The sequence below is a fragment of the Flavobacterium sp. RHBU_3 genome, from assembly GCF_046613565.1.
Taxonomy (GTDB): domain Bacteria; phylum Bacteroidota; class Bacteroidia; order Flavobacteriales; family Flavobacteriaceae; genus Flavobacterium.
On record NZ_JBKJHC010000004.1, the window covers coordinates 178,758 to 202,505 of the forward strand.

28 protein-coding genes are annotated in these 23,748 nt (G+C 42.2%); 12 read left to right on the forward strand and 16 right to left on the reverse strand.

The window, feature by feature from the left end:
- Window positions 1-15: 15 nt before the first annotated feature.
- Window positions 16-954, forward strand: a complete 939-nt coding sequence (locus ACLI1A_RS07055; RefSeq protein WP_411407549.1) for a hypothetical protein — start codon at window positions 16-18, stop codon at window positions 952-954.
- 357 nt (window positions 955-1,311) lie between these two features.
- On the opposite strand, the gene ACLI1A_RS07060 is transcribed toward ACLI1A_RS07055, so the two are convergent.
- The 3 genes from ACLI1A_RS07060 to ACLI1A_RS07070 form a co-directional block, all read right to left on the reverse strand.
- Complete coding sequence (locus ACLI1A_RS07060) at window positions 1,312-1,836, reverse strand: hypothetical protein (RefSeq protein WP_411407551.1); 525 nt, start codon at window positions 1,834-1,836, stop codon at window positions 1,312-1,314.
- A 139-nt stretch (window positions 1,837-1,975) separates the two neighbouring features.
- Window positions 1,976-2,383: a hypothetical protein gene (locus tag ACLI1A_RS07065; RefSeq protein WP_411407553.1), complete on the reverse strand. Its 408-nt coding sequence runs from the start codon at window positions 2,381-2,383 to the stop codon at window positions 1,976-1,978.
- 99 nt (window positions 2,384-2,482) lie between these two features.
- Entirely contained in the window at window positions 2,483-4,477 is a 1,995-nt protein-coding gene (locus ACLI1A_RS07070; RefSeq protein WP_411407555.1) for an endo-beta-N-acetylglucosaminidase, read from the reverse strand.
- A gap of 222 nt (window positions 4,478-4,699) precedes the next feature.
- On the opposite strand from ACLI1A_RS07070, the gene ACLI1A_RS07075 reads away from it, so the two are divergent.
- The 7 genes from ACLI1A_RS07075 to ACLI1A_RS07105 all read left to right on the forward strand — a co-directional run bounded on the left by ACLI1A_RS07075 (window position 4,700) and on the right by ACLI1A_RS07105 (window position 8,364).
- The gene (locus ACLI1A_RS07075; protein ID WP_411407557.1) at window positions 4,700-5,503 is read left to right on the forward strand and encodes a hypothetical protein; all 804 of its coding nucleotides are present in this window, start codon (window positions 4,700-4,702) and stop codon (window positions 5,501-5,503) included.
- Window positions 5,504-5,658: 155 nt separating this feature from the next.
- Window positions 5,659-6,465 carry a hypothetical protein gene (locus ACLI1A_RS07080; protein WP_411407559.1) on the forward strand — a complete coding sequence of 269 codons (807 nt, stop codon included), beginning with the start codon at window positions 5,659-5,661 and terminating at the stop codon, window positions 6,463-6,465.
- A 39-nt stretch (window positions 6,466-6,504) separates the two neighbouring features.
- Complete coding sequence (locus tag ACLI1A_RS07085) at window positions 6,505-6,732, forward strand: hypothetical protein (protein WP_411407561.1); 228 nt, start codon at window positions 6,505-6,507, stop codon at window positions 6,730-6,732.
- A gap of 6 nt (window positions 6,733-6,738) precedes the next feature.
- Window positions 6,739-7,377, forward strand: coding sequence for a hypothetical protein (locus ACLI1A_RS07090; RefSeq protein ID WP_411407563.1), 639 nt, complete (start codon window positions 6,739-6,741; stop codon window positions 7,375-7,377).
- Window positions 7,378-7,556: 179 nt separating this feature from the next.
- Window positions 7,557-7,679, forward strand: coding sequence for a hypothetical protein (locus tag ACLI1A_RS07095; RefSeq protein ID WP_411407565.1), 123 nt, complete (start codon window positions 7,557-7,559; stop codon window positions 7,677-7,679).
- Between the two features lie 51 nt (window positions 7,680-7,730).
- Window positions 7,731-8,015 carry a hypothetical protein gene (locus ACLI1A_RS07100; protein ID WP_411407567.1) on the forward strand — a complete coding sequence of 95 codons (285 nt, stop codon included), beginning with the start codon at window positions 7,731-7,733 and terminating at the stop codon, window positions 8,013-8,015.
- Window positions 8,016-8,175: 160 nt separating this feature from the next.
- Window positions 8,176-8,364 carry a hypothetical protein gene (locus ACLI1A_RS07105; protein ID WP_411407569.1) on the forward strand — a complete coding sequence of 63 codons (189 nt, stop codon included), beginning with the start codon at window positions 8,176-8,178 and terminating at the stop codon, window positions 8,362-8,364.
- 26 nt (window positions 8,365-8,390) lie between these two features.
- Here ACLI1A_RS07105 and ACLI1A_RS07110 read toward each other — a convergent pair whose 3' ends face one another.
- The 5 genes from ACLI1A_RS07110 to ACLI1A_RS07130 form a co-directional block, all read right to left on the reverse strand.
- The gene (locus ACLI1A_RS07110) at window positions 8,391-8,975 is read right to left on the reverse strand and encodes a YdeI/OmpD-associated family protein (RefSeq protein WP_411407571.1); all 585 of its coding nucleotides are present in this window, start codon (window positions 8,973-8,975) and stop codon (window positions 8,391-8,393) included.
- The gene (pepT, locus tag ACLI1A_RS07115; protein ID WP_411408030.1) at window positions 8,975-10,219 is read right to left on the reverse strand and encodes a peptidase T; all 1,245 of its coding nucleotides are present in this window, start codon (window positions 10,217-10,219) and stop codon (window positions 8,975-8,977) included. Before pepT ends, ACLI1A_RS07110 begins: the two co-directional genes overlap by 1 nt.
- Before the next feature lie 44 nt (window positions 10,220-10,263).
- Entirely contained in the window at window positions 10,264-11,841 is a 1,578-nt protein-coding gene (locus ACLI1A_RS07120; protein WP_411407573.1) for a sensor histidine kinase, read from the reverse strand.
- 71 nt (window positions 11,842-11,912) lie between these two features.
- Complete coding sequence (locus ACLI1A_RS07125; RefSeq protein ID WP_411407575.1) at window positions 11,913-12,530, reverse strand: hypothetical protein; 618 nt, start codon at window positions 12,528-12,530, stop codon at window positions 11,913-11,915.
- Complete coding sequence (locus ACLI1A_RS07130; RefSeq protein ID WP_411407577.1) at window positions 12,517-12,945, reverse strand: SRPBCC domain-containing protein; 429 nt, start codon at window positions 12,943-12,945, stop codon at window positions 12,517-12,519. Before ACLI1A_RS07130 ends, ACLI1A_RS07125 begins: the two co-directional genes overlap by 14 nt.
- A 241-nt stretch (window positions 12,946-13,186) precedes the next feature.
- Here ACLI1A_RS07130 and ACLI1A_RS07135 point away from each other — a divergent pair, with 241 nt between their 5' ends.
- Both ACLI1A_RS07135 and ACLI1A_RS07140 read left to right on the forward strand, forming a co-directional pair.
- Window positions 13,187-14,215: a quinone-dependent dihydroorotate dehydrogenase gene (locus ACLI1A_RS07135; protein ID WP_411407579.1), complete on the forward strand. Its 1,029-nt coding sequence runs from the start codon at window positions 13,187-13,189 to the stop codon at window positions 14,213-14,215.
- A gap of 144 nt (window positions 14,216-14,359) precedes the next feature.
- Window positions 14,360-15,223, forward strand: a complete 864-nt coding sequence (locus ACLI1A_RS07140) for a hydroxymethylglutaryl-CoA lyase (protein WP_411407581.1) — start codon at window positions 14,360-14,362, stop codon at window positions 15,221-15,223.
- A gap of 9 nt (window positions 15,224-15,232) precedes the next feature.
- Here the strand turns inward: ACLI1A_RS07140 and ACLI1A_RS07145 are convergent, their stop codons facing one another.
- Complete coding sequence (locus ACLI1A_RS07145) at window positions 15,233-16,141, reverse strand: hypothetical protein (RefSeq protein WP_411407583.1); 909 nt, start codon at window positions 16,139-16,141, stop codon at window positions 15,233-15,235.
- A gap of 128 nt (window positions 16,142-16,269) precedes the next feature.
- On the opposite strand from ACLI1A_RS07145, the gene guaB reads away from it, so the two are divergent.
- Both guaB and ACLI1A_RS07155 read left to right on the forward strand, forming a co-directional pair.
- On the forward strand, window positions 16,270-17,742 hold the full coding sequence (guaB, locus tag ACLI1A_RS07150; protein WP_411407585.1) for an IMP dehydrogenase: 1,473 nt from the start codon (window positions 16,270-16,272) through the stop codon (window positions 17,740-17,742).
- A gap of 235 nt (window positions 17,743-17,977) precedes the next feature.
- Entirely contained in the window at window positions 17,978-18,439 is a 462-nt protein-coding gene (locus ACLI1A_RS07155; RefSeq protein WP_411407587.1) for a hypothetical protein, read from the forward strand.
- Window positions 18,440-18,745: 306 nt separating this feature from the next.
- Here the strand turns inward: ACLI1A_RS07155 and ACLI1A_RS07160 are convergent, their stop codons facing one another.
- The 7 genes from ACLI1A_RS07160 to trpD are packed head-to-tail and all read right to left on the reverse strand — an operon-like array spanning window position 18,746 to window position 23,724.
- A complete protein-coding gene (locus ACLI1A_RS07160) occupies window positions 18,746-19,180 on the reverse strand; it encodes a hypothetical protein (RefSeq protein ID WP_411407589.1) in 435 nt (144 codons plus the stop codon).
- Window positions 19,173-19,430 (reverse strand): hypothetical protein, encoded by a 258-nt coding sequence (locus ACLI1A_RS07165; protein ID WP_411407591.1) that lies wholly within the window; start codon window positions 19,428-19,430, stop codon window positions 19,173-19,175. The genes ACLI1A_RS07160 and ACLI1A_RS07165 overlap by 8 nt, the downstream gene beginning before the upstream one ends.
- A 20-nt stretch (window positions 19,431-19,450) precedes the next feature.
- Window positions 19,451-20,194 carry a tryptophan synthase subunit alpha gene (gene trpA, locus ACLI1A_RS07170; RefSeq protein ID WP_411407593.1) on the reverse strand — a complete coding sequence of 248 codons (744 nt, stop codon included), beginning with the start codon at window positions 20,192-20,194 and terminating at the stop codon, window positions 19,451-19,453.
- On the reverse strand, window positions 20,191-21,381 hold the full coding sequence (gene trpB, locus ACLI1A_RS07175; RefSeq protein WP_411407595.1) for a tryptophan synthase subunit beta: 1,191 nt from the start codon (window positions 21,379-21,381) through the stop codon (window positions 20,191-20,193). Before trpB ends, trpA begins: the two co-directional genes overlap by 4 nt.
- Window positions 21,378-21,977 (reverse strand): phosphoribosylanthranilate isomerase, encoded by a 600-nt coding sequence (locus ACLI1A_RS07180; RefSeq protein ID WP_411407597.1) that lies wholly within the window; start codon window positions 21,975-21,977, stop codon window positions 21,378-21,380. The genes trpB and ACLI1A_RS07180 overlap by 4 nt, the downstream gene beginning before the upstream one ends.
- The gene (trpC, locus tag ACLI1A_RS07185) at window positions 21,974-22,744 is read right to left on the reverse strand and encodes an indole-3-glycerol phosphate synthase TrpC (RefSeq protein WP_411407599.1); all 771 of its coding nucleotides are present in this window, start codon (window positions 22,742-22,744) and stop codon (window positions 21,974-21,976) included. The genes ACLI1A_RS07180 and trpC overlap by 4 nt, the downstream gene beginning before the upstream one ends.
- Entirely contained in the window at window positions 22,741-23,724 is a 984-nt protein-coding gene (gene trpD / locus ACLI1A_RS07190; protein ID WP_411407601.1) for an anthranilate phosphoribosyltransferase, read from the reverse strand. The genes trpC and trpD overlap by 4 nt, the downstream gene beginning before the upstream one ends.
- Window positions 23,725-23,748: the final 24 nt, after the last annotated feature.

Sequence of the window (23,748 nt, forward strand, 5' to 3'; positions counted from 1 at the left end):
ATGAACCAGCCATATATGAGAAAATTTATGAATCCGAATCTTATTATACTTTTATTTACAATAGGTGTTGCAATACTTGCTTTTATTAATTCTCAATCAGACGAGGAAACAAAGAACAAAATAAAATGTAACACGGAGAAATTAAAAGAAAGTACTGAAAGTTTACAAAATACTACACAACAACTTAAAAAAACGGGTGATACTACAATTTCTAATTTAGAAAAGGTCAATGATAAAATTGTAGAAAATTACCAATTAAACAAGGAAACTGCAGAGGATGTCAGGGAAGTTTATAGACAGACATTAAAAAACCTCAAGAAAACAATTCAAGCAAAAGAAGAAATAATTGATCAGCAAAATAATTTTATTGGAAACTTGACCGGTGGGGATAGTTATTGCTATATGGTTATTGTTAACAAGAAATTCATGTTGATTCATAAAGGGGACTATCGATTATCTGAGGTAAATATCAAGATAGATTTTAGCAAAGGAGATTTTAATAATGTTAATTCGCTACAGGGATTACATATCGATGCAATTTATCAGGATAATGTAATAGATAATTTGGACATACCTAAAGCCATACTTTCTGATATTCGGAATAATAGGTTTTCAGGATTTGATATAGTCTATACGACTCCATATAAAAAATGGGTACAAATAACTAGATTTTTTAATAGCTCAGCTATTAGTTCAAATATTGAACATTATACATATGTCTATGAACTAAATAACTCGCGTATTAAGAACTCTCAGGAACAGATAAAGCGTCTCTATGTACAAGCATCGGAAGATTATAAAACTTTTAATATCTTACATAAGTTAGCATTCAATAAGAATGAAGTTAATTTGTTGTTTTATCCCCACCCCCATCCTAAGCAATGGTCCGTAGACATAAACTTAAGAGACCTAAAAGAACAAGTAGGTGCTTATCTACCGAGCGAATTTGAGTAGTTATAAACCGATAGCGCGGATTTTCAATCCGTGCTCAACTAAAACCCGATGTCGCGGATTTGCAATCCGTGCTAAACTAAACTATAAAATAAATACGGATTACAAATTATAAGTGCTCGAAACATTTCATCAGCTCCGGAGGAGCGGTATGTCTATAGCAAAATAGCGGCATGGGAAGCGGGGGAGTTCCGGAGGAACGGCATATAACCGTATTAATATGCCGCTCCTCCGGAGCTCTGCTCACTCTTGTGCATTCATTACTATAGATATGCCACCCCTCTGGGGTTTACTAACAGACAAAATTAAGATTTCGAACACTTGTGATTACAAATCCGCGCTTTTAACCACACGCGTGTACTAAAGCTTGCTGTCTATTATAAAATCAATCAGGCTGGTACAAAAGTTGGTTACAACTTTTAAGGATTGCTCTTTGTTGTTAAAACCTAAGTAATAGACTACTTTGACGGTGTAACTGTCCGGAGTTTTTTTTCCTGTTATCTTTGGTTCAAAGGCTTCTTGCTTAGCCAGTTCATTAAGTGTAGACCTTTCAACCAAATTCAAAAGTGAAGATTTAAACACACCATGCTCACAGTTTATTTTCCAGCGGTTTTTATTAAAACTGAACAAGCGTTCAAAAACATCGCGTGCTTCAATTACAAAGTCCGGCCGTGTTGCAGAGTGGGGTAATTCAAAATCAAATTCTGCCAAGTTGTGGTTCCCAAATTCAAACTTTATATTTATTGGAATATCACGGTGATGAATATGTAAAGTATATATCGCTACCGGAAGCTTAGAACCTACGGTTCCGCTTACTTTAAGTTCCTTTATATAATATTGTGTATCGTGTTGGTTAGCCAACTCCTGAAATTGCTGCGCTATCATAAAATGACGAATACTGGTTGTGTGGCAAATATAATCTACCTGGGTTATTTAGAATTAAAAAACATGCAAGTATACTCTTGGGGATATTTTTAATAAAAAAACCGCCCAATGAAGGCGGCTCTGTATTTCTATCCTGCTATTATTTCAGGTTGTTTAAATCAACAATAGCATTTTTATCGTCGATATAAAATATTTTGTCGTGTATGGTATCACCGGCCGTTACTACATAGGCTTTAACGATAAAACATTTTTTATCTGATGCCTTACCTGCAAGGTCTACATACTTACCCGATTCTTCAATATAATATTTAGCGCTTTCAAGGTCAGTGTCTTTAGATTCGTAATATTTTTCAGAATACTCTTTAGACAGTATGCTGTAAAAATCTTTGTCTAATACTTCAGAAGTTTTAAACTCGTACGTTTTTATTTCTTCATCAGACATTTTCCATTCTTTCAACTTTGCTTTTACAACATCAACCTGTTCTGCATTTTTTGCACATGCAGTTAATAGTAAAGCGCACCCGGCGGCGATAAATAATTTTTTCATGATTTTTAGTTAATTGATTATAATGCTAATATAAGAAAATATTTTAAACAGTGTATTATTTTCTTATTTTTTTAAATCATGATTTATAAACAACACCTTTTACCTCACTATAATTTTTTTGGTTTCGGTTACACCGTTGTCTGCGGCAAACTTCACAATATAAATACCTGAGCTGATGCCCGAGGTATTAAAGGCATATTCGGTAGTGCCGTTTAGCTTTATGGTGCTGTTTCGTATGGCCTTGCCCTGCAGGTCGTACACGGTATAGGCCACCTGGTTAGCATACGCCAGGTTGATGTTAAACAACACGGTTTTGTCCTGCTGCGGGTAGCTTACCGCAATTTGCTCTGCCATGGTGTAGTATTCTGATGCCAACAATGCATCGTCCTGGTATACCTTAAGCGAGCCTACATTCAGCACATAGTCATCTACACCTGCATCCGATGAAAAACGCAGCCCTATAACCGCTATTTCCTTACCGGTATAGGCAGCAGGCAGTACCACCGTTTGTTTCTCCCAGCCCGAGCCTGTAGCATCGGCCAGCGGGAACACAATGCGCTGCGCAGGGCTGTCGGCAAAGGTTAGCCACAGGCTTGGGTTAACGTTGCCCTTTAGGGCTATGTCTATACCCGTACCGGCTGCTACGGTAAGTTTTGTTTTGTACAATGAAAGGTCTATGTCGTTTCCGGCAGTAAGTGCGCCGGTTACTTTTATAGAGTTGCCCATGTTGTAGGCATCGTTAAAATCCCATTTTGCTGTAAGAGCATCGTTTTCAGAAAACGCCCATTCCCAGGTAGGCAGTATGTCCTGCTTTTCTACGTTGTGCCACGCCGCGCCTGACGATTGTACGCCCTCCTCAAATTTCTGGGTTCCGTGCCCGGTACAAAAGCTGGTTTCAAACGGCAGTGTTGTAATAACCGACGTTGCCGGAACCCAGTTGCCAAAGCCCTTAAAGTTAGTGGCGTCTTCTATGGCAGGGTTGCGGTCGTAACCGGCAAACATGTGGTTTTCGGCGCTGTAAAATGAGTCAACATCTGTAGGGTCGTTGTTGAAATTGGTAAACGCCGAACTGTTGTACACGCAGTTAGTGGCAAACAGCCCCAGCGAGGTGTACGGGGTAGAGGCATTTTCGTGCAGATAGCCCATGAATGAGTTTCCGTTTGTGGAGAAGTTACCCTGGTTGCGCCCCGGCCAAATATCGGCGCCGGTAAACACGTCAAATTCCGAACGGCCAATAACCCCGGCACGGGTACGTGAAGCCGACGGATAGGTAGACCCCGACCAAAAGAAGTTGATAAAGATGCTGCTGCTTACACGGGTTTCGTAGCCGTTGCTGCTGTCGCCGTCGTCGTTAGCCTGTACAAAGGGGCTGTTGCTGGTGTTCAGCCTGTTTTGCCAACCTACAGATCCGGTGGTGGTCATGGCATCGTACCACATTACTTCTTTTCCTTCGGCCTCGGCAGCGGCGGTAAGCTGCTGTACAAAACTGCGCATTAAACCCGCTACGGTGGAGTTTGTAGCAGTTTCCTGGTTGATGAACCAACCGTCGAAGTTATAGTACTGCATAATGTCTATCAGCTTTGGCAGCACGATGAAGTTGCCATCGGTGTCCTGCTCTAAAAAGCTTTGCAGGGTGGCGGTAGAGCCTCCGTAAGCTGTAGGCGAAAAGAATATATCGCCAAATATTTTTACGCCGTTACGGTGGGCGGCATTGGCCCAGGGCGATGAAGGCACCTGTACGGTTTGAGACGAGGTACCGCCAAACCAAACAAACTTGTCTATATACGCCCAGTGGGTAAAGTTGTACAGGTTAAACTGGCTTTGCTCGCCATAGTAGTTACCAAAGTTGTTCATACCGTCGGGCAGGTAGGCAATTTGCATGCTGTTACTGCGGTTGGGGTTAAACTGTGTTTCGGTATTTGTAAAACGGCTGGCAAGGGGCACAGTGCACACCAGGTCGGCTGAGGCGGTAGCGCCATCCTGTGTCCATTCCTTAAGCTGGGCAATGGTAAGGATGTACGGCTGCTGGTTTACAATCTGCGCACAGAGGCTGCCCCCGAAAAGCAGGCAGGATAAAAGGGTAATTTTTTTCAAGATAACAAGATTTAGATTTCAACATATTTCTGTAAATATAAATTTTATGTGCTAATATGTATGCTGTAAATCTTAAAAATGAAGCAATATCACAATTAAAGGGGAGGAAGTTAGGGAATGGGGGATTTTGAAGAAGACTGATAGACGTAAGATAATAGATGATGGACGCTTATAGGAATGGGGGTGTTTTTTTGGTATATTTGTTTTAACCAATTAATCAAAATGAAGGAAGAAAATTATAAACCATATTATCTTGAAGATGCGAAGGAAATTGATACCGGTCATTTCGTTTTATCCATAAGAGACGATTATAACCCCGACGAAGACTCATATACTGAGATCCATCTTAAGGCAGATATAATATCAAGTGGTTATTTAAATGAGAATATTGGCAGTAAAATTTATATTAATATACTTTCATCAACACGTTTTGAGTTTTATACAGGAGAATTTTACTCAGAATGTTTTGTAGATGAATTTCCATATAGTGTTATTGAGTGGAAAAAAATCGCAAAAACATCACGTGATTGGAAATCTGCATTTAAGCAACTTGAACAATCACTAAAAGAGAAGGTAAAGTCAGCAGAAATACCATATAAAATAACAAGGCGTAAAGTTATTTCAAATTACCAACACATTTACAATATACACATTACCAATGGAATCACTGCTGGCCTTAACATTGAAGATATAAAACGTACATCAATATTTCCATTACTATTTAAAGCTTTCACTGATAATCCAGAATGGGATGGTATTCATCATCTCATCAATCCTAATTATGGATATTATGTTACTCATAAAGACTGGAAAGATGCTTATGATGAAACTGAAATGTTATTGTTTAATTTATCTCGTTCTGACGTTAATGATTTTAATCTGATAAAAGAGCAAATGATTAACCGTTACACAAAGATGTTTTATTATATGCTACCTAACCTTAAGTATAATTATAAAAATATAAATGAGGAGCAATTTATATCTTTCTTTAATCTACTAATGGAGAAACTAAAAGAAAGTTATTAAAAATTCGTGCTATCAACCATAAGAGCATAACCACCACCCAATGCAAACCATCTTTAAAATATTCATAGTTATAGTAAGCCTGTTTGTACCGGCGTTGCTGGTGTTTCTTTTGGTATATTTGGGAGCCAAACTATATAACCAACAAATAACGACTCATGAAAAAGAGCAAACCTTTGCTGACAATACTTATTGTAATTTTTGTACTGGTCTTTTATGATAACCTAAGCCCCGTGAGTAAAGGCGAAGTTACTACTACGGATTGGGGTTCTAATACCGATATTGTAGACGGTAGGTTAAGTGGTGCAAAAAATTATACATGTGTTTTTATACTGAATGGAAACGACACAGTAATAAACGAAAATGGTAAACACAGGATAATAATAAAGGAAACCGAAAGGTCTTTTGGTATACTGTCATATTTACCCATTTATAAGAATATTAAGCCAACGATTAAATTTGATTGCTATCTTGAAAATCCGAATCGGTATATCGGTAAAGTGGAAATTCAAAAAAGTGTCGTGGCAGTAGGCGCTACCCGAGAGTGGTTAAAAGAAATCATTATTAAACAATACATGAATGATTGTATGGTCATACTGCATTCAAAGTTAATGCCCTATGATATTGTACATGACACCTATAATAAACATCCTGACTATGCAAGTGCTTACTGCGGCACAGGTTCGCCAAAGTTAACCGCCTGTCTTAGCGATGGTGATTTTTACAGGAAAATTCCCGTAAGGGAAAAAGACAAGGTGTATACCGATACTATTTTGATGACGCCCGACAGCTTAAAGGAACACGCCAAATATGAAGTTTTTACGGTAAATAAAAACGGTAAGGAAATACGCTTTAAAAGTATTGGTAACGATGGAAACGTGCTGTACTCGGAAGTTTTCAATCTTAAAAAGTGGCAGGAATCTGCAACTATGTATCAATCCTTTGCTGCCTACCCGAAAAGTTGAGTTGACGGCTAGCAACCATAAGAGCATAACCACCACCCAATGCAAACCATCTTTAAAATATTCTTAGTGATAGTAAGCCTGTTTGTACCGGCGTTGCTGGTGTTTCTTTTGGTATTAAACCACTTTTTGCTATTTGGTTCAGGAGCTGGTAGCGAGGGGCAATATGAAAAATATGTAAATATTTACATAGCTATTTATACCATCTTAGGGATTATACGTGAAAATGGTGCTTACGATATTGAACCTTTTCTAAATTTCAATTATTAAATTAATATGAGTACAGTTATTAAATATACCAATAACGATTCAGAACAAATAAGTCTACAGCAAATTATGTTGTTAAAATCTTATAATAAAGAGACTTATGTGAATTCAGAATTAAAACTTGTAGAACGACTGCAAGTTTCACGGAAAACTTCCGAGACTTATGTTGTAAGCGGCGAATATTATTTGTCAAATGATGAAGATTTACAAACTGTAATTGATCAACATTTACCTTTGGCCCGTGACTGGCATTTCTATTACAACAAGCAATCTAATAGTAATGGAGACATTTTTTGGGAGTACCTTTTTTATGAATATGGATTATTAAATGAAAAGGGTAAATTAGTTCTTAACAGTGACAACTTATTGCTATCTTTTTGTAAGGTTAACATTGACACGAATCAGATAACCGATAAAAGAAAAAACTTTTATGGAGATATTAATATATATCAGCGTTCAAATTATAAATATCCTTATTTAACCGTTTTCTATTATCAAGATAACAGTGTTAGCGAAATATATATTGATGATGAGGATTTTTCTTTGAATGATTTTTTGTTGGATCCGTATGCAGATATTTTTGTTTGGAATGACCATCCTTATTATCACAGTTTTGATCCGATGCTGCCAAATGATGATATAGTTTAATTTTTCTACTTAAAACATAAAACATTATATGCCAACCACTCCAATCATAAACAGAAGGTACTATCCCCGCCTTTCGGAGATAGTAACCGTAGATGATTTGCCTGAATTCCTGTTGTAAGCTCCCCCAAAAATAGTACAGTTTAAAAGTAGAATTTTTTATTAACTTTAAAACTGTAATTATGAAGACCAGTAAATTCACACCTACGCAGATTGCCAAGATTCTGAAGGAGTTTGAATCAGGCAAAGATGTTGATACCCGACGGCGCGGATTTGCAATCCGTGCCAAACTAATAACAAAATAAGTACGGATTACAAATCCGTGCTATCAATCATAAGAGCATAACCACCTCCCCATGCAAACCATCTTTAAAATATTCTTAGTTATAGTAAGCCTGTTTGTGCCGGCGTTGCTAATATTTCTTTTGGTACTAAACCACTTTTTGCTATTTGGTTCAGGAGCCGGTAGCGAGGAACAATATGAAAAATATGAAAATATTTACATAGCTATTTATACCATCTTAGGGCTGTTGCATATAGTATTGTTATTAAAAATGCTAAAGCAAGACAGGTTAATCATAAAGATAATGGTAACAGCAATTTTGCTGGGCAGTTATGTTTATTCGTTTGTTAGATTGTAAATCCGCGCTATCAACCAACAACTAACAACTAACAACCAGCAACCAACAACCATCAACCAACCCTGCAACACTTGTTAAATCGTTCCTAAAACTGCCTGTGGTTAACATTAACTTTGCAAAAAGCGGGCGTAACTTGCCCCGGGATTTAAAGTTATACGGAATGAAATTCAGGAATATAATAGCAGTGGCGCTAACGGTTTGTTTTACAGTATCTTTTACCGCCTGTACGGTAGTACACTCGTCAAGGGGTAGTGCTTCGTCGGCAAAACCGCTTCCGCCGGGAAAGGCCAAAAAAGTTAATGGCGACAAAAGCGCGCGCAATTATGCCCCGGGACATAATAAGGGGTAATAGCTGTGCTGTAAAAATAGTAGGGGTTATTTCCGGTAACGGTCGTTAAGGCCGCGGCCTTCCAGTATCATGGGCTGTATTTTTTCAAAGCGAGCCTGTTTGGTCTTATCCTGTTTCGCTTCGGCTATGTAATCGCAAAACTCACGCTGCTTAAAAGGGGTAAACCCTTCAAATGCAGTTTTAAGGCTGTTGTCTGCATCCAGTTGTTGTTGCAGGTATTCGGGTATTACCGTTTCCTTTTTTGTAGGGGTAATGGCCAGGCCTTGTTCTTCCACCGCTATGGCTTCGTTTATATAGTACAGCAGCAGCTTTTCATCTATCCGGTCCATGCTGCTAAACCTCCATTGGCGCAGGCCTTTGGTATTCTCTTCGTTGGCATTTACCAGTACGCCTGCTTCGTCTTTAAGGAACACGCCTTTAAAGAACCAAAGGGCAACATAATTAGTAAAACCACCTACACCCAAAACGTTTTTACCATTGTGGGTATACACCGGGCCGCCCCATTTTGTAGTTTCTACAAGAGGGGTTTTAGCAATAATGGCCTTAAGGAGATGCATCTCCTCAGGCCATTTTGATGATTTATCCCAGGTACGTTTTGGTTTTTCGTCCATTATTTTTCGCCTTTAGCGGTAAGCTCGGCAATTTTTACAATAACTTCAACTGCTTTTACCATGCTTTCTACCGGTACGTACTCATATTTACCGTGGAAGTTGTGCCCACCGGCAAAAATGTTAGGACACGGCAGCCCCATGTACGACAGCTGGCTACCATCGGTTCCGCCGCGTATTGGTTTAATGATGGGCTTAATGCCCACCTTCTTCATGGCTTTCTCGGCTATCTTCACAATGTGGAATACCGGCTCCACCTTTTCGCGCATGTTAAAGTACTGGTCTTTTATCTGTAGTTCGGCAATGTTTCCGCCAAATTGCTTTTTAAACTTGCGGTTAATCTTGTCCACAATATTTTTAAGCATCTTTTTACGCTTTTTAAACAGCTTGGCATCGTGGTCGCGAATGATAAGCTGCACCGTAGTTTCTTCTATACTGCCGCTAAGCCCCGTAACGTGGAAAAAGCCTTCGTAACCCTTTGTTTTTTCGGGCACTTCTTCTTTTGGTAGCGTAGATATAAAGGTGTTTGCTATAAGCATAGAGTTTATCATTTTGCCTTTAGCATAGCCCGGGTGCACGCTTTTACCTTTAAAGATAACCTTAGCGCCGGCAGCGTTAAAGTTTTCGTATTCCAGTTCGCCTATCTGGCTGCCGTCCATGGTATACGCCCAGTCGGCACCAAACTTTGCCACGTCAAACTTGTGTGCGCCGCGGCCTATTTCCTCATCAGGGGTAAAGCCCACACGAATTTTTCCGTGCTTAATTTCAGGGTGCTGCACAAGGTATTCCATAGCCGTAACAATCTCAGTGATACCCGCCTTGTCGTCGGCGCCCAGTAGGGTAGTACCATCGGTAGTTATTATGGTTTGCCCTTTATATTGCAGCAGGTCTTTAAAGTATTTTGGCGAAAGCACTATGTTTTGCTCGGCGTTCAGTACTATATCGCCGCCATCGTAGTTAGGTACAATTTGTGGGTTTACGTTAGCGCCGGTAAAATCAGGGGTAGTATCAAAATGCGATACAAAGCCTATAACGGGCACATTGTGCTCTACATTAGACGGAAGTGTAGCCATAATGTAGGCATTTTCGTCTATGGTAACGTCTTCCAGGCCTATGGCTTTCAGTTCGTCTACCAGTTTATTGGCCAGGTCCCATTGTTTGGCTGTACTAGGAGTTGTGTCTGAATTTGGATCCGATTCGGTATCTACGGTAACGTAGCTTATAAAACGATCAATAATATGTTGCATCATTTGCTGGTGTTAATACCTACAAATTTACAACAATTTTGCATTTAAACGATTTGTTTCAGAGGGAGGGTTACAATAAAAAGTGCGCCACCTTGCGGTAATGCTTCAGCGCTTATATTACCACTGTGTCGTTCTGCAATTTTTTTACAGATACTTAAACCAATGCCGGTGCCTTCGTATTCGGATTTTCCATGCAGCCTTTTAAAAAGATCAAATATCTGAGAGGCAAATTTATTGTCAAAGCCTATACCGTTATCTTGTATGCGTATTTGTACTTTATCCCGGTTGTTTTCGGTAATGTGTTTGCTGCTAATGTGTATTTTAGGTTTCTTATCGCAGTATTTTACAGAGTTGCTTAAAAGATTACTGAACAGTTGCTGTAGCTGTACCTTAACGCCTTCTATTTCGGGTAAATCTTCTATGGTAAGGCTTATTTCTTTTTCGGGGGCATCCAGTTCTAAATCACTGATAACAGTTGCAATAACTTCGTTAAGATGCACCGGTGCAAAAGTCACTCTTGCCGATAAACGACTATATTGCAATATATCATTTATAAGATTACTCATCCGGCCTGCCGAAGTATAAATCCTTTTTAGATACAGTGCTGCTTGTTCCGGGTTGTGTATGCGCTCTTCGAGCAGATTTACAAAAGTTTGCAGCTTACGTAATGGTTCCTGAAGGTCATGACTGGCTATATAGGTAAACGATTCCAGTTCTTTATTCGTTTCAGCCAGTTCGTTGTTTTTTAGTTCGAGCAGGTAATTAGTTTCATCCAGGCGGGCGGTGCGGTCTTTTACTTCCTCCTCTAAAGCTTTGTTAAATTCTTCAAGCTGTTTTTCTGCTTTTTTTCGTGTGGTTACATCGTTAAAAATTATACCTACACGATTGTCTTTTTCGCCTGTAAGCGGAAATGCCGAAACCTCATACCAGCCACCATCCAGCAGTTCTGAAGATGTTTGTTCAAAGTTTATAGGTTTTCCTGTCCGGGCCACATTACCATAAATGTCAAACCAATGCTGCTCATGGTTAGGAGCTAAGGTTTTCATGGAAATACCCTTTGCATTTTTAAGGCCTGTTTGCTTTTCAAATGCAGGGTTGTAGTCTAAGAAAATATAATCTGACGGATTTTGATTTTCATCAAATACCATTTCGATAATGCAAAATCCCTGCTCGGTGGCATTAAATAAAGAAAGGTATTTTTCTTCTGCTTTTCGGGCTATTTCTTCCTGTAAGTATTTTTCTTCATTTTTCTTTACCGTTATATCTTCCCATTGTCGTACAAGTACATCGTCAGATGCCTTGCTGTCTGTTACTTTAAACCAGGCCGGTTCTTCGGTAAGATAATCTACACAACGTTCCCATTCGTGCGTTATACCGGTGTTTAGCACTTTAATCATTTCGGGGAGTAAGTCTCTGTAGTCTTGTGCCAGTTCACTTATTCGCTGCCCGGTAATGTCTTTGCCCATTAATTTTATTGTGGCAGGGCTTAAAATTGTAAACTCAAAATCAGTTACAACACCTTTTTCCCTAACAGCAGTAAATATTACACATCTGTTGTCGGCTGCGTTAAACGCGGCTTCCAGTAAATCAGATTTATTAACTTCTTGTGTAGTTTTATGCATTTTTTTGTGTTATAACGGATTTGGCCACGGTTGTGAGGCCAAAGTTACTGAACACATTTTACAAAGAATGTTTAAAGAAACATAATTTCTTGATAAATGTTTTGCCGGGCTATCTCTTCATATTTATTTTTAAAAGGATTTGTCTTAAAAATAGTATGCATTTCCAAAAAATGATTTAATGCTTTTTTGCGTCCGGGTTTGTATAGTAGATCGGGGTAAATGCGGTACTCTTTCCGCACGTTTTTGCAGTAAGCTTCATATTCGGGCCAGGGTTTACCCAGTATGCTCAGGTCGGCATCGGTAAACAGGTTAATGTCATTATTGCCGGATAGTGAATGCTGTTTTGTAGCCAGTATCATTTCGTGGCACAGTGCAATCTTGTCTTCAGGATAACCAATGGTTTGCAGCCTTTCGGCAGCCATGTGGGCGCTTTTTTCCTCGTTGTCTTTTTTAGATGCGCTGTATACCGCATCGTGGTATATAATGGCAAACAGCAGGGTATCCCAGTCGGCTATGGTGTCTTTTACCGGCAACAGTTCGCTGTACAGGTTTTGCAGGTGGGTAAGGTTGTGGTAGTGGCGGCTGCTTTTGCTGTAAGCTTTTTCTATTTCTACCAAAAAACTTTGGGCTGTAGCCGGATTGTTGCTGTATTTTAAAACCGTGTTATAAAAAGCGTTAGTAACTTCCATGCAGGGGTATAAGGTGGGTTTTGAGTTTTTCTGCAACTTTGTGCCAGTGTGCCAGCATTTCCTCGCGCTGGGCTGCATCGGTCAGTTTTTCCTGGTGGAAGCTGAGCGTGGTACCTGTTTTAGATGGTATAAAGCGCAGTTGCAGGGTGGTGGGCTGTTCCCACTTTTTCATTTTGTAAAGCATGCGCACGTGCGAAAGCTCGTTAAACACCTTAACGTTTATCTCGGTGCCTTTTTTGGTTTTAAACGCACGTTCCCTGCTCCAAATGGGTTGGCTGTCATGGCCAAGCCATACGGCAGCCCCCTTGGCCGAAAACATAAAATTCCATGCCTGGTGCAGCGAAACGGGGTAGGTGTACCGTACCCCCATCTGGTAGCCTGCATTTTTGGTTTTTCCTGTTTCTGTAGGTTCCATAAGCGCATAGTTTACATACTTAAATTTAGTACAGTGAAAAATGCTATGCAAGCATTTTAAAAATAAATTAGTAAAATGCACTATATATAATATTCCTCTTATAAATATACTTTACCGACAAAAGGATTAAGCTTTATACCAAAATGCACAAATGTTGTGAATATTTTATAGTCTTATGATAAAATAAAAGCCAATTATTTTGAAATTCATATTTTTGCAGGAACAACACAAACAATAATCAATGTATAAGTCGCTTATAAGGCCTTTGCTTTTCAGGTTTGATCCGGAGAAGATACACCATTTCACCTTTTCATCCATCCGATTTTTAAACAGCATACCCGGTATCCCGGCCATCATCCGTTCGGCATTTACCATAGATGACCCCAGGCTGGAGCGCGAGGTTTTCGGGCTGAAGTTTAAAAACCCGGTAGGGCTTGCCGCCGGGCTTGATAAAGATGCCATAGCCTTTAAGGAATTGGGTAATATGGGCTTTGGCTTTATAGAGATAGGCACCCTTACGCCAAAAGCACAGGACGGAAACCCTAAGAAAAGGCTGTTCCGCCTGCGCCAGGACAGCGCACTTATTAACCGTATGGGTTTTAATAACGGTGGTGTACAGGCCGCTGTAGAACGACTGAAAAAAAATCCTGCCGGAAAAGGCCACGTGCTTATAGGCGGTAACATAGGAAAAAACAAGGTAACGCCAAATGAGGAAGCGGTAAACGACTATATTATCTGCTTTGAGGCACTATACGATTATGTTGACTATTTTGTGGTGAACGTGAGTTCGCCCAATACGCCAAACCTGCGCGAACTTCAGGATAAGGAGCCGCTTACCAAGCTGCTTTCGGCACTGATGGATAAGAATGCTGCCAAACCGAAACAAAAACCGATACTGCTAAAAATAGCGCCGGACTTAACAGACGGGCAGCTGCTTGACATTATAGATATAGTAAAAGACACCAAAATAGCCGGTGTTATTGCTACCAATACTACCATAAGCCGCGAAGGGCTGCTGTCTGAAGATAAAAACGAAATGGGCGGACTTAGTGGTAAGCCGCTAACCAAGCGCAGTACCGAGGTAATCCGTTTCCTTTCGGAAAAAAGCGGTAAGGCATTCCCTATAATAGGTGTAGGTGGCATACATACCGCCGATGACGCCATAGAAAAACTGGAAGCCGGTGCCAGCCTGGTACAGCTCTATACCGGTTTTATATATGAAGGCCCGCAGCTTATTAAGGATATTAATGAGAGGATTTTAGATTTATAGCTGCTTAGCCGCTGAGCTTCTAAGCTTCTGAGCTTTGAAAGTCATTGTACAGTTCAGCAACCTAAATAATGCTATTTTACACGTTAGAAAACTTTCTAAAAAGCTAAGTGGCTCAGCGGCTAAGTGGCTCAGAAGCTCTAAAGAATGGAAACAGTAAAAATAATAGAATGTCCGCGCGATGCCATGCAGGGAATAAAACCGTTTATCCCTACTAAGCTAAAAATAAACTACATACAAAGCCTGCTGCGTGTGGGCTTTGATTCTATTGATTTTGGAAGCTTTGTATCGCCAAAGGCCATTCCTCAAATGCAGGATACCGCCGAAGTGCTTGCCGGCTTAGACCTGTCTGCTACAAACAGCAAGCTACTGGCCATTATAGCCAATACGATAGGGGCAGAGGCCGCAGCACAACACAAGGAAATACAGTACCTTGGTTTCCCGTTTTCTATTTCTGAAAACTTCCAGATGCGTAATACCCACAAAACCATTGCGCAAAGCATTGTTGTCCTACAGGAAATACTGGACATAGCCCACGCTGCCGATAAAGAAGTGGTGGCCTACCTGAGTATGGGGTTTGGTAACCCGTATGGCGACCCCTGGAATGTGGAGATAGTGGGGGAGTGGACACAAAAGCTGGCTGATATGGGCGTGAAGATACTTTCGCTAAGCGACACTGTGGGAAGTTCTACACCCGATGTTATTGACTACCTTTTCCGTAACCTGATACCTGCGTTCCCTGATATTGAATTTGGCGCGCACCTGCATACCACACCCGATAAGTGGCACGAAAAGGTTGATGCTGCCTACAAAGCCGGTTGCCGCAGGTTCGACGGTGCCATACAGGGCTTTGGCGGTTGCCCCATGGCTGCCGATGCGCTTACAGGGAATATGCCTACCGAAAAACTATTGTCGTACCTTACCGCTGCAAAAGCTGACCATGGCTTGAATTCGCTTAGTTTTGAGAGTGCCTATAACGAGGCAAGCAAGGTTTTTTTGGAGTATCATTGACAAACTAAACTATTCTTTAGGATCTATTTGCAAAGTAAGTAACCAACACATAATTGACTGGAAAATAAGATATGCAATAAGGATTAGAAAGCTATACCTAAAATCATTACTAAAATAGTTATAGTGGGGTTTTAATGCTATGTAAGTTGTTTTTCTGTTATCAGGAATTTTGGCTTTAACGGCTTTAAGTATATCCGGAGATGCCCATTCGGAGGGGATTTTTTCAAAATACCTGATATGGTCGCGGGTACAGGTTGCGTAAAAGTCTTTCCGGCAACCGCTCTCGTATATTTTCAGGTAAAAATCCGGGTTTATATTATTTTGGTTAAGTGTTTTCCAATAGCTTTTTATGTATAGGCAGATTAAGCTCTTGCGACTATCTGTTTTTGCTTTTACCGGTGCACAAAAATCGGCATGCAATATGTAATAATGGCTTCCGTTTTTCCGGCTTTTTCTGGTAAACCATGTTTGTACTACAGTGTTTACTGTGTCTACACTATAATTGTTTATGTAATAAAAGCTACTTGTATTGCCTGTAGCGGGAATTTCATTTATGGTGTTTACTTTTTTTAACCCTGTAAAAGCTTTTTCCAAAAACGGAATAGAAATGTGAAATCCCAAGGCAATGATTATATACCCGAGCAGCATGCTTAGTAAATGCATGCCTAAATACGTACGGCGGTTAGAGGATTTAGATAACCTGTAGCGCTTCTTATACCATATTACTAAAAAGATAATTACAGGCAAGGCATATAAGGCGGGTAACACTTTATGGGATGTTGTAGAAAACCATTCAGGGTTGTTCCTTATAAACAGTATATAGTAGATTCCGTCAAAAAATAATAAGCTGCCCAGTGTTATCTTAAGCACGGGGAGAACTACAGTATTAAATCTTGAAGGATTATCAGGAGTTGACATTATTATAATAAAGGGTTTAAACAATAAAGTAAACTTATCGTTTAAATAACAAAAATCTATAAGCCGCTGATTTTTTTATTCCTTAAAAAAGTGTTATATTTGCACGCAATTTAACTACAAATTGCAACATGAAAGCACACACAACTAAGATCATGGGAGAAGGGTTAACGTATGACGACGTTTTACTTGTTCCTAACTACTCTGAAGTTTTACCGCGCGAAGTAAGCATACAATCAAAATTTAGCCGAAACATAGTACTTAACACGCCTGTGGTATCTGCCGCTATGGACACCGTAACCGAAAGCGATATGGCTATTGCCATGGCACGCGAAGGGGGTATAGGTGTACTGCACAAGAACATGACCGTAGAGCAGCAGGCCGCCCACGTACGTAAAGTAAAAAGGGCTGAGAGCGGACTAATCATAGATCCGGTTACGCTGGCACTTACTGCTACGGTTAAGGATGCTAAAGCTGCCATGCGTGAGTACGGTATAGGCGGTATTCCTGTAGTAGACGAAAACGGTACGCTAAAAGGTATTGTTACCAATCGCGACCTTCGTTTTGAGAAAAACTTCGCCAGGCCTATTACTGAGGTAATGACGTCTGAAAACCTGGTTACTGCACCAGAGGGTACTACCCTTGATGTAGCTGAGGAAATCCTTCAGAACCATAAAATTGAAAAACTACCGGTTGTAGATGCAAACAACAAGCTTGTGGGCCTTATCACTTTTAGGGATATTACCCAGGTGAGCAAAAAACCGGTAGCCAATAAAGATAAATTTGGCCGCCTTCGTGTGGCTGCTGCCCTTGGTGTTACTGCCGATGCTGTAACCCGTGCCGAAGCGCTTGTAGCTGCCGGTGTAGACGCTGTAGTTATAGACACTGCACACGGACATACACAAGGTGTGGTAAAAGTACTTCAGGAAGTAAAAGCCAAATTCCCTGAGCTTGATGTAGTGGTGGGTAACATTGCTACTGCCGAGGCTGCCCAGTACCTTGTAGCTGCGGGTGCCGATGCCGTTAAAGTAGGTATAGGCCCGGGTTCTATATGTACTACGCGTGTGGTAGCCGGTGTAGGTTTCCCTCAGTTTAGTGCGGTGCTTGAGGTAGCTGCTGCCATAAAAGGCAGTGGTGTTCCGGTTATTGCCGATGGCGGTATCCGTTATACAGGCGATATTCCTAAGGCGCTTGCTGCCGGAGCCGACTGTGTAATGCTTGGGTCGCTGCTTGCCGGTACTAAAGAATCTCCGGGTGAAACCATCATCTTTGAAGGACGTAAGTTTAAGTCGTACCGTGGTATGGGTTCTGTTGAGGCCATGCAGGAAGGCAGTAAAGACCGTTACTTCCAGGATGTGGAAGACGATATTAAAAAACTGGTTCCGGAAGGAATCGTGGGCCGCGTACCGTACAAAGGCGAGCTGTTTGAAAGCATGCTTCAGTTTGTGGGCGGGCTACGTGCCGGTATGGGCTACTGTGGTGCTAAAGACATTAAAACACTACAGGAAACGTCAAGGTTTGTACGCCTTACCTCAAGCGGTATTGCCGAAAGCCACCCTCACAATGTAACTATTACCAAAGAAGCGCCTAACTATTCAAGGTAATTTCTTTTAAAGCATATCTGCAAGAACGCCCGCTGAACAGCGGGCGTTTTTTATTATATTGCGATAAGATTAGTCATAAAGTCAAAAGTCAAAAGTCAAAAGTCAAAAGTCGAAAGCTTGATGGCGGCTGATGGCTGAGTGAAGCTATTCCCCTCTTGAGAGGGGTTAGGGGTGTGTTTTTCACCACAAGCTCCACTAAGATTTTTAAAATAACCGTACCTGCAATTTCAAAACCATGCATAAATACCTTTTACTCCTGTTGTTTACTGCGTTAACTGTCAACGCACAAAAAGGCTTATCCATTCCTGAGGCAAAAGAGCAGGGCATTACCGTAGAACACCTTGATAGTATTTATAAAAGCGCTGTACATGCCGAACCTGACAAAGCCGTTTTTAAAACAGAAACCGAACAGCAGCAACTGTCTGAAGCTTATATAAAATTCCTTACTGATTTTGGTAGTTTCCTGCTAAAAAATAATTTTAAATGGGACAATGCCACCCGTGGCTGGAACCGTATATACATAGCGCCAAACGGTAAAATAGATTATTTCCTGTACCGCCTGCGCGATCTCCCTGCCGAAAAGGAAAAAGAGTTTAACCGCCTGCTGAACCTGTACATTAAAGACCATAAATTCCCTATTACCGCACCGGTAAAGTTTGCCCAGTGCAGCCCGGTTACGTACCCTAAATCGGAGTGATTATAAACGGATTCTTTATTCAAGCCCGTCATTGCGAACGCAACGCAGCGGAGTGTAATCTATTGCCGATTTCTTTTACAATTGCAATAGATCGCTTCGTTCCTCGCGATGACAGACGTGAAGAAAGCGCACCTAATCCGGCGGTCATTGCGAACGCAGCGTAGCGGAGTGCGGCAATCTAACTGATGAATCCTTTTATTATTGCAATAGATCGCTTCGTTCCTCGCGATGACAGACGTAAAGAAAGCGCATCTAATCCGGTTGGTCATTGCGAACGTAGCAAAGCGGAGTGCGGCAATCTATACTTTATAGGCACGTAGTTTTCTCGATGCTTTCAATTCCAATTTCAAAATGTACCGCTACAGGCTTATATACGGGGCTGTTAATGCCGTATATAGTATTTCCTTTAAATTGAGATAGATGCAAAACACTAAACTCTTTTCTATACATGGTTAAGGTTTGGGAGTGAACATCAAAAACAGCGATTTTTTGCTTTCTGTTTTTTGTCCAGACAGGTATGGCAATTTTATTGCTGGCATCATTCCAAACGATAGGCCCGCCACCGCTTTCAACTAATTTTAAAGCCCTACCGTTTAGGCTTATCTGATAGCTTCCACGTATGGGACCGCCCATGGCTATCTCGCCAAAGTCCTTGTATTCAACCTTGAATTTGCCATCGGGAGACGTAAGGTTTTCATCGTTATTTGTGAAATACCATGGGTTAGGATAAGTACTATTCATACACTTTGGCTCCTCTGAAAATATCTGCAAATGTACTCCAGGCGGGCACGTCGGCATTTACATCCATTTTCATGTTGTTGTAATACCCCTGAACGTCATTGGTGTAACGCCCCATTGATTCAAGAAAATCAGCGAGGGTTTTGTTTTCCCACTCATCGGGGTTTTGTAAAAAATCCAAAAGTACCAGGTCCAAGAACTTTACAAAGCTTTCCCTGTTTGTTACTTTTATGCTGTACATATCATCAGCCATAGTGTCTGTTTTAACCAAATCTACAACAATCCCTTTACAAACTCCTTCTCCCTACCATTTTTCACCGCCTTTAAGTACGCCGTACCCACTATAGCACCATCTACACTTTCAAAAGCCTTTTCCTTTTTCTCTCTGCTGTCTATACCAAAGCCAATGAAAAGGGGAGTAGCACCACACAGCGCTTTCAGCGCGCTGTAACGGGCGGTAAGCGCATCGTTAATGTTATAACCCTGCCCGGTAATGCTGTTTTGCCCCACCAGGTATACAAAACTGTCGGCACAGGCTTTGGCTATGCGCTGCACACGCTCGTCAGGAGTTTGTGGCGTAATCAGGAAGGTAACCGGTACGCCGTATTGTTCAAACGCAGCCTTGTATTTGGCTTCGTACAGTTCCAACGATAAATCAGGTAGTATCAGCGAGGCAATACCCAACTTTTGGCATCGGCTTAAAAAGCGATCCAACCCAAATTGCAGCACCGGGTTCAGGTAGCCCATAAGCACCAGCGGTATGTTTATTTCGCTCCTGGCGGCTTCAAGTTGCTGTAGCAACAGTTCCAGTTTCATGCCGTTTTGCAGGGCTATCGTACTCGTTTCCTGAATTACAGGGCCGTCGGCCATGGGGTCACTGAACGGGATACCTACTTCGGCAAAGTCCACGCCTAGCTCCTGTAGTTGCAGTAGTTGAGGTTTCAGGCTGTCCAACTCCGGGTAGCCGGCGGTTACAAATATGCTCAGTTGTTTTTTATCTTTCTTAAACGGATTCATAGGTTCGGGAATTTGTCCATATACGTATTCATGTCTTTGTCGCCGCGGCCGCTGAGGTTTACCACCACCACGTCGTCTTTTTGCAGCGTCATTTTGCCCAAAGCAGATAAAGCGTGCGCGCTTTCCAGTGCCGGAATAATCCCTTCGAGCCTTGAGAGTTCCAGTGCTGCTTCGAGCGCTTCTTCGTCCGTTATGGCAATGGCTTTTGCCCTGCCTGTAGCTATGGTATGCGCGTGCAATGGCCCAATACCTGGATAATCAAGCCCCGCCGAAATAGAATGTGGTTCGGTTACCTGCCCGTCTTCATCCTGCATTAACAGCGTAAGGCTACCGTGCAAAACCCCCGGCGTACCCAGCACACTCGTAGCTGCCGATTTACCCGAATTTACCCCGAAACCTGCGGCTTCTACCGCTACAAGTTCTACGTTTTTATTGTCATAGAATTGGTAAAAAGCCCCGGCGGCATTACTGCCACCACCTACACAGGCAACGACTTTATCGGGTGACGATTTGCCCGTTTTTTCCAACAGCTGTTTTTCAATTTCCTTAGAAATAACAGACTGGAAGTACGCAACAATTTTAGGGTAGGGGTGCGGCCCCACTACGCTGCCGATGAGGTAATACGAATCGGGGTGGTTTATCCAATGGCGAATGGCTTCGTTAGTAGCATCTTTCAGTGTCTTGCTCCCCGACACCGCCGCGCGCACTTCGGCACCCAGCATTTTCATGCGCTGCACGTTTGGTGCCTGGCGTTCTATGTCCTTTTCGCCCATGTACACAATACAGTTCAGCCCCATAAGTGCGCACACCGTAGCCGTAGCCACGCCATGCTGACCCGCACCGGTTTCGGCTATAATGTCGGTTTTACCCATGTGTTTTGCCAACAGGATTTGCCCCACGGTATTGTTTACCTTATGTGCGCCCGTATGGCACAGGTCTTCGCGTTTCAGGTAAATGTGCGCGCCGTACTTATCGCTTAAGCGTGCTGCGTAATACAACGGCGTGGGCCTGCCGACAAAATCACGTAGCAGGTTAGTATATTCGGTTTCAAAGGCTTCAGTAAAGCAATAGCTGTTAAAGGCTGCTTCCAGTTCCTCCACATTCGGACGCAGGAGTTCAGGTACGTAGGCACCGCCAAATTCGCCGTAAAAGCCCAGTGCATCGGTTTCTAAATATGATGTGTTCATGGTTTCATTTCGTTTAAAAAATTAGCAATCAGTGTCGCGTCTTTTATTTTGGGAGCCAACTCAAAGCGGCTGTTAAGGTCGTAACCCGCAAGTTTCGGGTGGCTAAAATTTTTCAAGGCTTCCACCGATTCCGGCCCTATACCGCCACTCAGCAAAAAGGGCGTCTCGCCTTTGTAGTTTTCCAATACCTGCCAGTTAAACGCCGTGCCGGTACCGCCGTGCTTCGGGCTTTTGGTATCGAACAAAAACATATCAGCTAATCCTTCGTAGGCTTTGGTTTGTTCCAGATCTTCCGCCGAAGCAATACCAAATACCTTTATGATTTCAATCCCTTTTGGCAGTTGCTTTATATACTCGGGTGGTTCGCTACCGTGAAGCTGTACTGCGTTCAGCCCGTGGGTTTGTGCTTTCTCAATTACATACTCCAACGCTGCATTTACAAACACGCCCACTTTCTTTTTGGCTGTTGCCAATGTACTTTCGGTATAGCGCGACGAACCTTCGTAAAAGATAAACCCCAGCATATCTATACCATCCAATTCAGCAACGGCACGGCTTTCGGCATTATCGGTCAGCCCGCAGACTTTAACAATCATGGCTTCAGGTTTTGGGTAAGTTGTGCCAAATGTCCTTCCCTTAGTATACTTTCGCCAATGAGCGCCCCGTTAAATCCGGCAGCTTTTAGCAAGGCAATATCTTCAGAAGTTTTAATCCCCGATGCTGAAATCAGCGGCACGTTTGCAGGTAATATTGGTGCCAGGTCAAACGAATGTTGTAACGTGGTTTGCTGTGCCTTTAGGTCGCGGTTGTTTACGGCAACCAGGTCTACCTCGGCAGGAATAAAGGCAACTTCTTCGCGGGTATGCACTTCGTACAATACCTCTAATCCCAGGCTGTGGGCTGCTTTTGTCAAGTACTCTGCTTCTTCGGGTTGCAGTACTGCGCCGATGAGTAATATGGCATCGGCACCGGCTGCCTTGGCTTCATACAGTTGAATTTCGTCGATGATAAACTCTTTGCGCAACAGCGGAATACTTACCGCTTCCCTTGCTTCCACAACATCGTTAATGCATCCGCCAAAATAGGCTTCATCGGTTAGTATCGAAATTCCAGAAGCGCCGTTTTGCTCATAAAAATGTGCCTGTTCGGTTATGTTTACATCGGTTTTTATGTCGCCACCGCTGGGTGATTTTCGTTTAATTTCGGCGATAATTCCAAACCCCGAAGCCATAATAAACTCCTTAAGCGAAAGGGTTTCACGCTCAAAATACGGACTCTTACTAAAACTTTCCAAAGTACGTTGCTCTTTCAGCAGGGCAACTTCCTTACGCTTGTTTTCTATGATGTTATGCAGTACGTTCATGATGCTATCTTTTTTAAGTGATGGATGGCAAGGCCGCTTTTCACAGCTTCGTATCCTTTGGCAAACGCTGTTTCAAAATCCATTTCCGGATGGAAGGTTTGCAACGCAAGCCCTACGTTGCCTGCCAGTACTATATTTTGTGGTTCGGTGCCTTTCCCTGAAAGGAGATTAGCCAATAACGTTGCCGCTTCCTCCACGGTTTCGCCACCGCTGATTTCAGGTAGTGAGATGGTTTTTTCCAACGGGTTATTACCCAAAAGCACATCGCGTTGCTGCCCTAAAATACGGGTTACCCCGATGAAGGTCAGCTCATCAAAACCGTCCATGCCGTGCAGTACGGTAAATTCCTTGCGTTCGCTGCGCAGCGTGTGCTGGTATTGACGTGCCAACTCTAAACTGTACGTACCCGTAAGCTGGTGCGTGGGGTGGGCAGGGTTTACCAACGGTCCCATGCTGTTAAAGAACGTGGCAATGCCCAGTGCCTTACGCAAGGGGGCCACCGCTTTTAGTGCCGGGTGGAACATAGGCGCATGCATAAAACAAATGTTGGCCTCATCAAGTTGACGTTGCAGGCTGTCGCGGTCGTTTATAAAAGTGTACCCCAATGCCTCCAGCACGTTACTCGACCCACAAAGCGAACTCACGCCGTAGTTGCCGTGCTTAACGACCTTGTAGCCTAATGATGCCAACACAAACGCCGTAGCCGTAGAAATGTTAAACGTGTTTTTACCATCGCCGCCCGTGCCGCACACGTCTATGCTGTCGCCTACGTTAAACTTCATAGGCAGGGCAAGCTCTAAGAGTGCTTCACGGAAGCCCATGAGTTCGTTTAGCTGCAAGCCGCGCATTTGTATGCCGGTAACTAAGGCTACGGTTTGGGCATCGTTCACCTCACCATTGCCTATGGCCAGCATGCATTGGTGCGCCTCGGCTTTGGTAAGGTGGTTATGGTGTATTATTTTTTCGAGTATCGTTTTCATAGTGAGTTATTTCACGGAGTTTCA